General features: G+C 70.3%; 10 protein-coding genes. 4 read left to right on the forward strand and 6 right to left on the reverse strand.

The features are described 5' to 3' along the window. Positions 1-161 precede the first annotated feature (161 nt). A complete protein-coding gene (locus ACCP09_RS04185; protein ID WP_433743254.1) occupies positions 162-1,643 on the forward strand; it encodes an adenylate/guanylate cyclase domain-containing protein in 1,482 nt (493 codons plus the stop codon). Here ACCP09_RS04185 and ACCP09_RS04190 read toward each other — a convergent pair. Further along, positions 1,640-2,647: a beta-ketoacyl-ACP synthase III gene (locus ACCP09_RS04190; RefSeq protein WP_433743256.1), complete on the reverse strand. Its 1,008-nt coding sequence runs from the start codon at positions 2,645-2,647 to the stop codon at positions 1,640-1,642. The genes ACCP09_RS04185 and ACCP09_RS04190 overlap by 4 nt on opposite strands. A gap of 120 nt (positions 2,648-2,767) precedes the next feature. Here ACCP09_RS04190 and ACCP09_RS04195 point away from each other — a divergent pair, with 120 nt between their 5' ends. From ACCP09_RS04195 to ACCP09_RS04205, 3 genes are all read left to right on the forward strand, one after another. After that, a complete protein-coding gene (locus ACCP09_RS04195) occupies positions 2,768-3,877 on the forward strand; it encodes a winged helix DNA-binding domain-containing protein (RefSeq protein ID WP_433743258.1) in 1,110 nt (369 codons plus the stop codon). Positions 3,878-3,914: 37 nt separating this feature from the next. Then, complete coding sequence (locus ACCP09_RS04200) at positions 3,915-4,391, forward strand: Lrp/AsnC family transcriptional regulator (protein ID WP_123684218.1); 477 nt, start codon at positions 3,915-3,917, stop codon at positions 4,389-4,391. A 152-nt stretch (positions 4,392-4,543) separates the two neighbouring features. Next, positions 4,544-4,948, forward strand: a complete 405-nt coding sequence (locus tag ACCP09_RS04205) for an SsgA family sporulation/cell division regulator (protein ID WP_017986234.1) — start codon at positions 4,544-4,546, stop codon at positions 4,946-4,948. 914 nt (positions 4,949-5,862) lie between these two features. Here ACCP09_RS04205 and ACCP09_RS04210 read toward each other — a convergent pair. From ACCP09_RS04210 to ACCP09_RS04230, 5 genes are all read right to left on the reverse strand, one after another. Continuing rightward, positions 5,863-6,558, reverse strand: coding sequence for a hypothetical protein (locus ACCP09_RS04210; protein WP_433743261.1), 696 nt, complete (start codon positions 6,556-6,558; stop codon positions 5,863-5,865). Between the two features lie 253 nt (positions 6,559-6,811). Beyond that, positions 6,812-7,462 (reverse strand): response regulator, encoded by a 651-nt coding sequence (locus ACCP09_RS04215; protein WP_433743263.1) that lies wholly within the window; start codon positions 7,460-7,462, stop codon positions 6,812-6,814. Continuing rightward, positions 7,459-8,706: a sensor histidine kinase gene (locus ACCP09_RS04220; protein WP_433743265.1), complete on the reverse strand. Its 1,248-nt coding sequence runs from the start codon at positions 8,704-8,706 to the stop codon at positions 7,459-7,461. The genes ACCP09_RS04215 and ACCP09_RS04220 overlap by 4 nt, the downstream gene beginning before the upstream one ends. A gap of 184 nt (positions 8,707-8,890) precedes the next feature. Beyond that, a complete protein-coding gene (locus tag ACCP09_RS04225) occupies positions 8,891-11,188 on the reverse strand; it encodes a molybdopterin-dependent oxidoreductase (RefSeq protein ID WP_433743267.1) in 2,298 nt (765 codons plus the stop codon). 133 nt (positions 11,189-11,321) lie between these two features. Further along, positions 11,322-13,127 (reverse strand): rhodanese-like domain-containing protein, encoded by a 1,806-nt coding sequence (locus tag ACCP09_RS04230; RefSeq protein WP_433743269.1) that lies wholly within the window; start codon positions 13,125-13,127, stop codon positions 11,322-11,324. Positions 13,128-14,263 lie beyond the last annotated feature (1,136 nt).

Consider the following 14,263-nt stretch of genomic DNA (forward strand, 5'->3'; position numbering starts at 1 on the left):
CCCGGCGCCGGCCGAACCGAGCCCGACCGCCACTCCCCACCTTCCCGCCGGCGGTCCGAGCCTCACCGCCGGCCCACTTCCACCGAACCCCCAGGCCCGCCCGCCGATCCACTCGCCACAACAACGCGCCCTTCCCCCGCCGCTGGCAATACGATCACTCCGTGCCGAAGTTCGCCCAGCTCGCGAAGTTCCGCGTGGTGCTGCGCACCGGGCTGGGGTTCGTCGTCCTCGGCGTCGGGTCGAGTGTGTGCGGCGCGGCGGCCGTCTGGCTGCTGCTGTTCCTCCAGGGCATCCCCGCCGACATGGGCGACCGCAACTGGATCCTGCTCACCTGCGCCGGTGCGTACGTCCTGCTCTCGGTGCTCGTCGGCTCGGTGTGGACGGCGATCCTGCACCGTCGCACCGCCGTCTGGTTCGCCCAGGGCCGCCGCCCGACGCCGCCGGAAGCCCGCCGCGCGCTCCGCCTGCCCCGCGACCTCGCGCTGGTCAGCGGCACCCTCTGGCTCGGCGGGACGATCATCCTCGGCACTCTCACCAGCATCCTCGGCTCCGCGCTCGACACCCTCGGCGTCACCCTCGCCGTCGGGCTCGGTGGGCTGCTCACCGTCGGTCTGATGTACCTGGCCGCGGAGTGGGTCGCGCGGCCGATCCTGATCCTGGCGCTCGAGGTGAGCCCACCGCGCAACGCGGTGTCGGTCAGCGTCCTGTCCCGGCTCGCGATCACCTGGGCCGTAGCGAGTGGGGTCCCGCTGCTCGGCGTGCTGATCGTCGCCGCGCCACCGAACATCGGCAGGGCCGACGAGACCTCCAGCCTGATCATGCTGTCGATCGTCGGGCTCGTCAGCGGCGCGATCGGCACGGCGCTCCTCGCGCGGGCGGTCGCCGCGCCGCTGCGCCGGTTGCGGATGGCGGTCGGCCTCGTCACCCGCGGCCGCAAAGACGTGTCGGTGCGCGTGGACGACGCCAGCGAGATCGGCTCGCTCCAGGTGTCGGTCAACAGCATGGTCGCCGGACTGCGGGAACAGGACCGGCTGCGGGACCTGTTCGGCAGGCACGTGGGCATCGACGTCGCCCGGCACGCCCTGGAACACGGGGTGTCGCTGAGCGGTGACGTGCGGGAGGTCGCCGCGTTGTTCGTCGACGTCGTGGACTCGACCGCCCTGGCCTACCGGCTGCCGCCCGAGGAGATCGTGCGCAAGCTGAACCGGTTGTTCGACAGCGTGGTGTCGGCCGTCGACGCCCGCGGCGGGCTGGTGAACAAGTTCCAGGGCGACGCCGCGTTCTGCGTCTTCGGCGCGCCCACGCGGCTGGCCGATCCGGCGACCGCGGCCATGTCAGCGGCGCGCGCCATCCGGGACGCGGTTCGCGAGGAGGGCGAGCTGGACCTGGGCATCGGCGTCGCGTGGGGACCGGTGTTCGCGGGGCAACTCGGCAGCCGCAGCCGGCTCGAGTACACGGTCATCGGCGACGCGGTGAACGAAGCTGCGCGGCTGACCGAGCACGCGAAGCACGTGCCCGGCCGCATCCTCGCCAGCGACACCCTCTGGTCCCAGGCCGCATCCGGCGAGCAGGCCCGGTGGACCCGGCACGAGACGGTCCAGCTCCGCGGGCGGGACACACCAACGAAGACCTGGACGAACTAGGCCTCGCCGCCCGGCTTCACGTCGGGCCAGGTCAGCAGCGTCGAACCCCACGTCAGGCCGGCGCCGAACGCGGTCAGCAGCACCCGGTGGCCGGGCTGGAGGTCACCGTCGTCGCAGGCGTCGGCCAGCGCGAGCGGGATCGAGGCGGCGCTGGTGTTGCCGACGCGCTCGATGTTCGCCACCACGCGGTCGTTCGGCATGCCCAGCTGTTTGGCGGTGGCCTGCAGGATTCGGATGTTCGCCTGGTGGCCGACGAACCGGTCGACGTCGCCGACCCCGAGCCCGGACCGCTCCAGCACGGCACGGGCGGATTCGGCCATGCGCGCGCAGGCGTGCCGGAACACGGCGGTTCCCTGCATGGTCAGATAGTGGTCGTGCGGGTCGGCCGACTGGCGCTGCTTCGCGCCACCGGCCGGGACGATCAGCAGGCCCGCGTTCTCACCCTCGCTGTGCAGGTCGAACGGCCCGAGCGCGCCCGGCTCGTCGGCGGTCCCGGCACGCAGCACGACAGCGCCCGCGCCGTCACCGAAGATCGGGACGGTGGTGCGGTCGGCGGGATCGCAATAGCGGCTGAACGCGTCCGCGCCGACGACGAGCACGCGGCCGGCGACTCCGCCCGCGATCATGCCCGCGGCCGTGGCCAGTGCGTAGATGAAGCCGCTGCAGACGGCGTTGACGTCGAAGGCGGCAACCCCGCTGAGCCCGAGCCCCGAGGCCACCTGCGGCGCGCTGGCCGGGCAGAGGTAGTCGGGCGTCGCCGTCGCGAGCACCACCGCGTCGATCGCGTCCGACCCGGCGCTGCGCAAGGCGTTGCGCCCCGCGGCGATCGCCATATCCACAGTGGACACATCGGGGTCGGCGATGCGGCGCTCACCGATGCCGGTGCGCGCGCGGATCCATTCGTCGGAGGTGTTCAGGTGCTGGGCGAGGTCGTCGTTGTCCACCACCCGCGGCGGCAGCCAGGCTCCCAGCCCGGCAAGGACCGCGTGGTGTCCGTCATGCATGGATTCACTTGTAGGGGCTACCCCTGGGTAGACCGGTGAGTTGTGTTCCAGGTCACAAAACGCGGCCACGAAAGGACTACGCGGACCGGAACTGTCACCGGTAGGTTCTAGGGTTCGGCCATGCCGGACACGCTGGGGCAGCGCGCCCTGAACCGGGCTCTGCTCGCCCGTCAGCTGCTGTTGCGCAGGACGAAGCTCACACCGCTGGAAGCCGTCCGGCACCTGTGCGGACTTCAGGCGCAGGCGCCGTTCCCGCCGTACTACGGGTTGTGGTCGCGCCTGCACGGTTTCCGGCCGGAGCAGCTCGGGCAGCTCCTGCTCGACAGGCAGGTGGTGCGGATCGCGTTGATGCGCGGCACCGTGCACCTGGTGGCGGCGGACGACTGCCTTTGGCTGCGCCCGCTCCTGCAGCCGCTGTTCGACCGCGACATGCGCACCAACGCCGCCTACAAGAAATCGCTTGCCCCGGTTGACCTGTGCGCGGTCGCGGAGCAGGCGCGCGCGTTGCTCGCGGAGGAGCCGCGCACCCCGGCCGCGCTGGGGGAACAGCTCGCGCGGGTGTGGCCGGACACGCCGGCGTCGGCGCTCGCGCACGCCGCCCGCGGTCTGCTCCCGCTCGTGCAGGTCCCGCCGCGCGCGGTGTGGGGCCGCAGCGGGCGGACGACTCTCGCGTCGGCGGAGGACTGGCTCGGGCGTCCGCTGGAGCGGAACGCCTCGCTGGACGATCTCGTGCTGCGCTACCTGGCGGCGTTCGGGCCGGCGAGTGTCGCGGACGTGCAGGCGTGGAGTGGCCTGACGCGGCTCGGCGAGGTGGTGGACCGGCTGCGCCCGCGGCTGCGGGTGTTCCGGACCGAGCAGGGACGCGAGGTGTTCGACCTGCCCGAAGCGCCGCGCCCGGACCCGGCCACGCCCGCGCCGCCGCGGTTCATCGCCGAGTTCGACAACCTGCTGTTGTCGCACGCCGACCGGACTCGTGTGCTGCCGGACGACGCGCGCAAGCGGGTGTTCGGGGTGCCGAACGGGGTGTTCCCCGGGACGGTCCTGGTCGACGGGCTGGTGCGCGGCAGCTGGCGGATCGTGCGCTCGCGGGCCGGGGCGACGCTGGAGGTCGAGCAGTACGGGCGTGTCTCCAAAAAGGACCGGGATGCGCTGGAGAGCGCAGGGGCGCGGCTGGTGCGTTTCGCTGTCGGCGAAGATGCCTGCGACATCCGCTTCGCCGCCGTTGCGTGAGCCGCGTCGCAGACCCGGTTTTGGTTACGATGCGGTTGTGCCCGCCGCTGACCTGGACAAACTCGACTACGAGATTTTGCGACGCCTGCAGGACGACTCGCGAACGATCGCGGAGACGATCGGCGCCGAGGTGGGTCTGTCGGCTGCCGCGGTGCAGCGCCGCATCAAACGGTTGCGGCACGCCGGCGTGATCTCGCGGGAAGTCGCGGTCATCGACCCGCCGTCGGTCGGGGTCCACATGACGTTCATCGTGATGGTGGAGATGGAGCGCGAGCGGCTGGAGGTGCTGGAGGCGTTCCGGAAGCAGGTGCTGGCTGATTCCGCTGTGCAACAGTGCTACTACGTTACGGGGTCGGCGGACTTCATCCTGGTGGTGCAGTGCCGGGACATGGGCGAGTTCGAGGCGTTCACCCGCCGGATGTTCTTCGACAACGGCGAGGTGCGGCACTTCACGACGAGTGTCGCGATGGACCGCGTCAAGGTGGGCCTGACCGTTCCCCTGAACGGCGGCTGATCGCGACGCTCCCGCGTGTTACAGGTTCGAAGATTTTGCAACCGATCGCGTGAAACTCGTCCGCGACGCATCATTTTCGGGCTCCGCTTACATCTCATCGCTGTCCGACCCGTTCGCGCCGGGAGCGCGAACAAGACCGCGAGAGGTGGCACGTGAACACCGATACCGTCACCCAGAGCCAGTTCGTGTCACTCAACGGCTCCAGTGCTCCAGTCCTGTCTCGACTGTCGTACGTCGCGAGCGAGCCGTTCGCCGTGAACATCGCGTTCCGGACGGAGCGCGGCCGTTGGGTGGAGTGGACCTTCGCCCGGGAGCTGCTCGTCACGGGCCTGCGGGAGCCCTCCGGCATCGGCGACGTGCGCGTCCGGCCGGACCTCTCGACCGACGAGGGCATCCTCATCCTGGAGATCGAGTCCCCCGACGGCTACGCACTGGTCGAAATCGAGCGCGAGGACGTCGAACGCTTCCTGGACGCCGCTACGGAACTCGTCCCCCTGGGCACGGAGAGCGACTGCTTCGACGTGGACGCCTTCATCGACGAGATCACGAACGTCTGACCCTGGCACCGCAACCCCTCGCGGCGCCGGGGTCACCCCCGGCTGCCTCCAGGAGCCAGGCGGACTAGCCCCACCCACACGACCCCGGCGCCCGGCTGGTCCCCACGGTCAAGTTGCCCCCGTTGGCACCACGACTCGACGGCCAGCAACTCGACACCCGGCACGCCCCGCGCATCGGCAACTCGGGGTCTCGGCATGTCGGCGCGTCCCCACACCGACATCGCGGCAGCCCCACCGCCGCGCCACGTCGCTGCCCCGCCACCGCGCCACGTCGCTGCCCCGCCACCGCGCCACGTCGCTGCCCCGCCACCGGCGCCACCTCACGACGGCACGGCGGCACGGCGGCATGCCGCCCACCACGGCACCGGCGGAGGTGTCGAACCGGCGGGCCATCTCTTCGTCGACCAGCGTCGGCGGCTCGGCAGTTGATGCCGGCATCACGACATCGTGTCACCACACGTCGCGCCACCGCGCCACCGCAAGACGCCAGCGCGGCATCGCGGCGCTTCGGCATCGCGCCATCAGGGCAGGGCGCCAACACGCCATCACGACCACGCCATCGCCGCATCACGCCATCACGCCATAGCCGCATCGCCGCATCGCCGCATCGCCGTCACGGCATCACGGCATCACGGCATCACGGCATCACGGCATCACGGCATCACGGCATCACGGCATCACGGCATCGAGCCTGCCCGCCCGGCCCAGTCCCAGCCGCGCTCTGCCCCGGCCCGTCGCCGATCCGGCCGACCCGACTTCTCCACCAGCCCAACCGCGGCGGACACCCGGCATCGACCCTGCGCAGCCGATCCCAGCACGGGCACACCCGCCCGTCCCATCAGCACCAAGGACCAACCGCCACCCCGCCGGCGGCGTGCGCAGACAGTTCCTCGGCCGACGGCGAGCGAGAGGGCTCAGCGACCGAGCGGCCCGAAGGACCGCGTCGACCGGTCCTGCTCCTCGTCGAAGTCACCGCGCGGGTCGATCTGGTTCCACGTCCAGACCTCGAACAGCTGCTTGATCTGCTCGTCGATCGCCTGGCCGAGCGGCTTGTCCTGTTCCCTGGTCTCCTCGACCGGGCCAGTACGCGCCTCACCGCGGTCGACGGTCGTCTTCTTGGTTGCAGTCGGCTTCTTCTGCACCGGCGCAGAGGTCTTGGCCGTCGGCGGAGCCGCTGTCGGCGGGGTGGTCACCGGCGCCTGAGGAGCGGAAGTCGTGCTCGGTGCCGGTTGCACCGGCTGGGTAAGGCCGGCGTTCGGCACAACCCCGGCAGCCACCGCAGGTGCCGTCCCCGCATCGTTGCCGGAACCGAAGGTGCCACCCGCCACCCATCCCACACCCAACAGGAGGACTGCCGCAGCTGCGACCAGCAGGTTGCGACGCACCCGGCGGAGCAGCCGCCGCTTCTCCATGGCACCGGGCAAACCAACCACCACCGGGGTGAGCGCGAGCTCGCCGGACTCAGGCGGGAAGTCGGTAACCGTGGGCTCGTCGTCTTCGCAGGTGTCGACGGGCTTGGGCGCGCTCGCTGCAACGATTCCCGTACGGTCCGCCAGTTGCACGCTCCACACGAGGTCATCCGACCTGTCACGCAGGATCGTGCGCGCCATCAACACCCTCCATCGGCACGGCGTGGACTGTCCCCGGTACTTCGCCGCTCGCCGGGCGTCACTCGACCACCCACAGAACCAGCTGCGGCTCGGAAAAAGCTACCAGCGCGATGAGTTCATCGATGCCGAGAGACTCTCACTTTCCCTGATCATGGAGAAAGATAACTCCATCGGGTGATGATCAAGTGCACAATCCTGCGGTCCGTAGTCACCGTCCTCCCGCTCGCTCGACCTCTTGTTACCTTCTGACTCCTCACCTCCTCTCAACGCTGGTTTCCCACGCCCAGGCAGCGATCGCGACCCGATTACGCAGGCCCAGCTTCCGCTGGACGCTCCTCAAGTGCGTTTTCACCGTGCCTGCCGTGATTCCCAGAACCTGGCCGATCTCCAGGTTCGTCTTCGCCTCCGCGACGAGACGCGCTATCTCCCATTCCCGTTCGGTCAACGCCGCCGGCCGGTGATCATGGACTGCGGGCAGGCCAATCTGCTGGAAGAGGCGCATGGTCATCTGCGGACTGATCAGCATGTCGCCCGACACGGCAGCGCGGACACCTTCGACCAGCAAACCAGGCCCGGACCTCTTCAACAGGAACCCACAAGCGCCGTTCTGGAGCGCGACCCGCGCGTACTCGTCGAGCTCGAACGTCGTGATCACGATGACCCGCAGTGGATCCGCCACCTCCGGTCCAGCAAGCTCCCGGGTCACCGACAACCCATCGCGTCCCGGCATCCGGACGTCGACCAGCACGACGTCCGGCTTCAACTCACGAGCCCGTTGCACAGCCGAATCACCATCGGCCACCTCGCCGATCACCTGGAGATCATCCTCAGCCTCGAAGATCTGCCGCAGAGTCCGGCGAATCACCTCCTGATCGTCCGCGACGAGAATCCGGATCGCCGTCACGAGACCACCGGCAACACCACGTGAACCGCCCAGCCCGCCTGACCCACCGGACCCGCCCACACGGTCCCGCCCAGCGTGGCTACTCGTTCTGCCAAGCCGCGCAAACCCGACCCGCCGGCCCGAGCCCGCTTGAGCAGCCCCTGCCTTCGCACGCCGTCGTTGGCGACCCGGACGACCAGGTGTGCACCGTCGCGGCGCACCGCCACCGACACCTGACGCGCCTCCGGCGCATGCCGCCGGACGTTCGTGAGAGCTTCCAGCACCACGCGATGGATGGTTCCCGCGATCTCGGGACGCACGTCCTCCGCTCGGTCATCCAACTCCAGCCGCACTCGCATCTGCCCGAGCGCCTCGAACCGTTGCACGAGAGCCGGCAGGTCCGGGGCCCATGGAGTCCGCTCGACGTCGACCATCCCGGGCGCACCATCGCCGTGCCGGAGCCAGCACAACGCCTTGTCGATCGAGTCGAGCACGCGGACGCCGGCCTCTTCGATGCGCTCCAGCGCACGGTGCGCGTCGCCCGGGGCACGGCTGGGAAGCCGTGCGACCTGCGCCTCCAGCACCAGCCCGGTCACCTCGTGCCCCAGCCAGTCGTGCAAGTCGCTCGCCAGTTGCACGCGTTGCTCACGGCGAGCCGCGTGAACGGACTCCTCGCGCTTCTCGTCGAGAGAACGCAGGTACAGACCAACCGCTACGGCGCACGCTGCCAACAACGCCCAGCCGAAACACCACTCGCTTGCCGAACCGGTCGACGGAGACGCACGCGAACCCGCCGTGAGCCGCAGTGGCGCCAGAACCACCGCACTCATGAGCAATCCGGCGGATAACGGCGCACCTCGCCCTCTCGCCTGTCGGACTGACTGCACGAGAACGCACAGCAGGAAACCGGTCTCCACCAGTAGCCACGAGGCAAGGCTCCGATCCGCCGCTTCGCCCTCGCAGAACGTCGCCATCAGCGAGCTAACGGCTGCAACCCCGGACGCAGCGGCGGTGACCGCGGGCCTGCGGGTGCGTTGCATCGCGATGCCCAGCGCAGCAAGAAGAACCACCAGCGAAGACGTGGTGGTGAGCACGGTGCCGACGGGCATCGCCACGAGCAACGCGCACACCGCACCGAGAACTGGGACAGGCCAACCCAGTTCTGCCTTGATCCTTCTGCCGACGGTCGTGGCGCTCATGTCTGCTTCTCCTCGCTCGTAAGTGGCGGTGATAGGAGAATGCACGAACTGGTTCGCGAGCACCATCTACCAAAAGACAGATATTGCGAAGGTCGCCGGACAGATTCGATCGATTGGGTTAGCGACTGAATTCGATTTTGGTGTACCGTCGAAGACACCGCACCCCGTGAAAACCACCGGATCTGCTGCGGTGCAAGCAAAACTGCCGACGAGGAGCTTCCATGCGATACACCCTGCCCGCCATCTCCACCTACATCTCGTGTCCGCGCGAGATGACCGGTGGTCGGTTCACGACAACGCCAGGTGGTTCACCCGCGAAACGCTCGATTTCGACCAGCACGTGCTGCCCCGTGCACCCTTGGGACAGTTGTGACGACGGGACGTCCGCGGTGAGCACGTTGGGGTTGCCGTGCACGCACAGGGATCCCGCCGGATCGAACCAGGCGCCGGTCGGCAGCTGTGCCACGCCAGGGCGAAGATCTGTGCAGAGCACGACTCCAGCCAGACAAGCGCCCCGGTCGTTGAATATCCGGACGACGTCTCCGTCGTTGATTCCGCGCGGGCCCGCGTCGTCGGGATGCAGGCGCACGGCCTCGCGGCCGGCGACCTTCGCCGCCTGGCTGACCGCACCGCCGTCGAGCTGGCCGTGCAGCCGAGTGTGGGGCTGATTCGCGATGAGGACCAACGGAAAACGAGCCGCACGCTCGCCGCCGGCCCACTCCACCGGCTCCAGCCAGGCCGGATGACCAGGGCAGTCGTCGTAGCCGAACGAAGCCACTCTCTCGGAGACGATCTCGATCCGGCCGCTCGGGGTTGCGAGCCGGTTGGCTACGGGGTCGGCCCGGAATTCGGCCCAGAGCGTCCGGTCGGTCTCCGTGTTCGGCAACCGGAGGCCGCCCTCCTCCCAGAATTCCTCGAACGAGGGAACGAAGATTCCCTTGCCGGCCAGGCGCTCTCGCCAGGTGCCGTAGAGGTGCTCGAGCCACTCGCGCGCCGTGCGGCCCTCGGTGAACTGTTCCTCGATCCCCAGCCGGGCAGCCAGTCCGGCGAGGATCGCGTAGTCGTCCCTGGCCTGTCCCCGGGGTTCGGCGATCCGGTGCATCGCGACGAGGTGGGTGTCACGGCGGCCGGAGCCGAAGTCTTCACGCTCCAGTGCTGTAGTGGTGGGCAGAACGATGTCGGCGTGCCGCGCGGTGGCGGTCCAGAAGGGTTCGTGCACGACGACGGTGTCGGGCCGGGCGAACGCTTCGCGCAGGCGGTTCAGGTCCTGGTGGTGGTGGAAGGGGTTGCCACCGGCCCAGTACACGAGACGGATGTCTGGATAGGTGCGTTGGGTGCCGTCGTACTGGTAGCGGGTGCCGGGATTGAGGAGCATGTCCGCGATCCGGGCCACCGGGATGAACTGCTTGACCGGGTTGATCCCCTGGGACAGATAGGGCACCTGGAAGTTCGGGCCGATGTCGCCGCTGTCTCCCATGGAGCCATATCCGTGGCCGAAGCCGCCCCCGGGTAGCCCGATCTGACCGAGCATGGCGGCGAGGGCGATGGCTGCCCACACGGGTTGCTCGCCGTGCTCGATGCGCTGGAGGCTCCAGGTGACAGTGATGAAGGTGCGGTGGGCGGCCATGCGTCGGGCGAGGTCGACGATGTCCGCGGCCGAGATGCCGGTCAGGGCACTGGCCCAGGCGGCGTCCTTGACGGTTCCGTCGTCGGCACCGAAGAGGTAGCGCTCGAACGCGTCGTAGCCGGTGCAATAGCGGTCGAGGAAGTGGCGGTCGTGCAAACCTTCTGCGGCGAGGGTGTGCGAGAGCGCGAGCATGAGCGCGGTGTCCGTCGCAGGGCGGATGGGGTACCACCGCGCGGCCAGCCGTTGCGGGAAATCAGCGCGCAGTGGGCTGATCAGGGCGACCTCGACGTCCCGGTCGGCGAGTTGGGCGAGGAACCCGGGTGTGTGGTGCCGGGTGACTCCGCCGGGAGTGACGAAGACGTTCTTCTCGGGCACTCCCCCGAACGCCACGAGAAGTTCGGTGTTCGCCACGATCGTCGGCCAGCTCGAACCATTGCGGAGGACATCGTTGGCGGTGCCGACGATGTGCGGCAGCACCACAGAGCTGGTGCCGTTGCTGTAGGTGTTGCGAGAGGAGGTGAAACCACCGAAGACGTTGAGGAACCGGTGCAACTGGCTCTGGGCGTGGTGAAAGCGACCGGCGCTCGCCCAGCCGTAGGAGCCGCCGTAGATCGCCTCGTTCCCGTGGTCGGCGCGGACCCGTCGGAGCTCGGCCGAGAGCAGATCGAGGGCCTCGTCCCAGCTGACCTCGACGAAGTCCTCGTGACCGCGTTTCGGATCCGGACCCGGCCCGCGCTCCAGCCACCCTCGTCGGATCGCGGGCGCAGCGATCCGGTTGGGGTCCGTCAACGCGCTCGGCAGGTTGCCAAGTAAGGGTGACGGCGCCGGGTCTTCGGGGTGCGCGGCGACCTGGAGGCGCCCGTTTTCGTCGAGTCCGGCTGAGAAGGCTCCCCAGTGCGAGGTGCTCGGCCGCAAGCGCATACGTCTACAACTACCAGGAAGGAAGGTGCGCGAACGTGTGATGACAAGTGACCGTGGACATGGCCGGGTACGCGCTGCCCGGGCTGGACTCCGTGCGTGAGGCGACCGACCCGGGCAGCACGTGATCGCTTCGCTACGGGTTCGGGCCGGTTGCCGCGGGGCGGTCGGGCTGGTTCGACCACTGCGACCACGAACCGGGATACAGGGCGGCGTCGATGCCGGCGATGGCGAGAGCCGCGATCTCGTGAGCTGCCGTCACACCGGAGCCGCAGTACACCCCGACCGGGCCTTCGGCTGCGCCCAGCTCGCGGAAGCGGGCGGCGAGCTGCTCGGGCGAGTGGAACCGGCCCTCGGCAGTGAGGTTCTCGCCGGTCGGCGCACTGATGGCACCGGGGACGTGGCCGGCGCGCGGGTCGATCGGCTCCTGCTCGCCCCGGTATCGCTCACCGGCCCGAGCGTCGAACAGCGTGCCCTTGCCGGGCAGCGCGGCTGCCTCGTCGATGCTGAGGACCGGCAGGTGACCGGGCTTGAGGACGACGTCGCCCGGCTCGGGGTTTCGGCCGAAACCGGTTTCCAGAGGCCTGTCGCCCCACGCGGCAAGTCCGCCGTCGAGGAGCCGGACGTCCGCAACCCCCGCCCAGCGGAGCAACCACCAGGCGCGAGCGGCGGCCAGATTCCCGCCGTTGTCGTAGGCGACGACGGACGAGCCCTCGCGGATACCCCAGCGGCGGGCTGCGGCCTGGAGAGCGTCGAGGTCCGGGAGGGGGTGACGTCCCTCGGCGGGGGACGGCGGTGCGGCCAGTTCGGTGTCGAGGTCCACGTACACCGCGCCCGGCAGATGACCGTCGAGGTAGTGGCGGTGCCCGTTCGGGTCGCCCAGTGCCCAGCGCACGTCCAGCAGGACGGGTGGGGCGGACGAGTCGAGCTGCCGCTGGAGTTCGTCGGCGCTGATCAGGACCGGCGGCCGGGGCAGGTCGAGTTGCGACGGGTCGGCCGAACCTGGGGCCTCGCCACGGGAGGCGGCCAGCGCGAGGCGGCGCTGCACCGCGGCGTTGAACGGCGTCGGAACGCCGTGCAACCGTCCGAGCAGGACGATCTCACCGTTGAGGTAATCGCCTTCGACGGATCCGGCGCCTCGGGCAAGGCTCTGGCGAGTCGAGCTGCCGGCGCGCGGACGTCCAGGGATCTCGGCCGGGTTCGCGGCGGAGGTGTCTATTTCGGACGCTTCGCGTAGATCGACCGGTTCGATCCCTGCCGCGGCTAGCACTCGACGTCCCTCGGCTCGCAGTTCCCGGTTCAACGACGCCGTGCGTTCGTCGTGTCCGAAGAGCGCGTCGACGGCGTTGCCCAGGTTGGCGAGGAGCTTGCCCGCCTTCCACCGCAGCAGGTCCGGCACGAGCTGGACGCCGAAGCCGGCTGTGCGCAGGTCAGAGGCGATCGTGCTGAGGCGCGGGTCGTCACCGGACGGGAACTGTCCCAGCCAGAGGATGCCCGGGAGTTCGGCGCCCTGTGCGCTGACCTCGCCCGGGTCGATGTAGGACGCCGGCATCCACAGCGACGCGCCGAACACGGTGGCGAAACGGCGCAGCGCCGCGCGCTCGTTCTCGAGGCCGTTCTGCAGCATCACAACCGGCAGGTCGGCGGCCAGGCCGGAGCCGGCCGGGCGCCACGACCACTCCTGGAGGACCGCCTCGGTGTCCTGGGTCTTGGTGGCCACGACGAGGACGTCCGACGAGGTGAGTTCGACCTCCTCGGCGTTCCCGGCGACGGGTACCCGCACGAGCTGCTCGCCGGTGGGCCGGAAGTACCGGAGCCCCTGCTCGCGGATCTTGGCGCCGTGCTCGCCGCGCGCGATGAGCACGACCGGCAGCCCGGCGAGTTGCAGCTGAGCGGCGACGGTCGAGCCGACCGCGCCCGCTCCGATAATGACGTAGCGCATGGGGCCATCGTGCCCGAGCGGGATGCCAGGGGTCTCGGTGCTTCCGCGGGTTGGGACTCGAGCCGATGACGCACCAATCGGCCGGGACGCTGCACGGAGGGCTGGGCGTGGGCACGGGGCCTTGGCCCCGGGGCACGGGCGCCAGGCGGCAGGTGGCGTGCGCGAGGCGCTGGACGCGGACGCGAGGCGTGGGCGCGAGGTACCGGGCGTGGGCACGAGGCACCGGGCGCGGGACGCCGGCGCGGGCACGAGACGCCGAGCGTGAGGCGGTGCGTGAGGACCGAGGCGCCGCGCGCCAGGTGCGAGGACCGAGGAGCCAGGCGCCAGACGCGAGGCGCCGGCCACCAGGCGTGAGACCCGAGGCGCTGGGCGCCAGGGCGTGAGGACCGCAGCGCGGGGCGCCAGACGGGAGGTACGGGGAGCCCGGCGCCAGGCACGAGGCGCGGACACCAGACGCGGGGCAGGAGGCGCTGGCACCAGACGCGACACCCGAGGAGCGGGCACCGGGCGCGAGGGCCAAGGCGCCGCGCACCAGAGCAAGCCCCGAGGAGCCGGGAGCCAGGGGGAGCGAGACTCGAGGCGACAGCGCGCGAGGCACGAGCCGGGCACCAGGCATGAGGCACGAGCCGGGCACCGGGTGCGAGACCCGTGAGCTGGGCACCAAGCAATGAGGACCGCTGCGCCGGGCGCGAGGCGCCGGACACGAGACGTCGGCCGGGGCGGAGCGTGACGGGCCGGGGCGGAACGGAACGGAGCGGAGCGGAACGGAGCGGGCCGGAGTGGAGTGGAACGGAGCGGAGCGGGCCGGAGCGGGGCGGAACGGAGCGGGGCGGGCCGGGGCGGAACGGAGCGGGCGGAGCGGGGCGAAGCGTGACAGGGCGGGAGGGGCAGGAGGGGGCCGGGAGGGCGGAGCGGGGTTGGGGAGTGCTGGGCCCGAGGCCTGAGGGCGACGCGCGAATGCTGGACGCCAGCCGGGGATGCACACGCGCAGCCGGGGAGGCACACGCCAGCCGGGGAGGCGCACGCCCAGCCGGCGAGGCACACGCCCAGCCGGCGAGGCACACGCCCAGCCGGGGAGGCACAGGCCCCGCCGGGGCCTCCAGAGAAGCGCAGTCCCCACTCATCCGTGTGAACTT

The sequence above is a fragment of the Amycolatopsis sp. 3B14 genome (assembly GCF_050958625.1).
GTDB lineage: Bacteria > Actinomycetota > Actinomycetes > Mycobacteriales > Pseudonocardiaceae > Amycolatopsis_E > Amycolatopsis_E thermoflava.

Coding starts and splice junctions, on each gene's coding strand:
- ACCP09_RS04190 (WP_433743256.1), bottom strand. CDS start 2,647: ATGCATGACGGACACCACGCGGTCCTTGCCGGGCTGGGAGCCTGGCTG.
- ACCP09_RS04195 (WP_433743258.1), top strand. CDS start 2,768: ATGCCGGACACGCTGGGGCAGCGCGCCCTGAACCGGGCTCTGCTCGCC.
- ACCP09_RS04210 (WP_433743261.1), bottom strand. CDS start 6,558: ATGGCGCGCACGATCCTGCGTGACAGGTCGGATGACCTCGTGTGGAGC.
- ACCP09_RS04220 (WP_433743265.1), bottom strand. CDS start 8,706: ATGGTGCTCGCGAACCAGTTCGTGCATTCTCCTATCACCGCCACTTAC.
- ACCP09_RS04225 (WP_433743267.1), bottom strand. CDS start 11,188: ATGCGCTTGCGGCCGAGCACCTCGCACTGGGGAGCCTTCTCAGCCGGA.
- ACCP09_RS04230 (WP_433743269.1), bottom strand. CDS start 13,127: ATGCGCTACGTCATTATCGGAGCGGGCGCGGTCGGCTCGACCGTCGCC.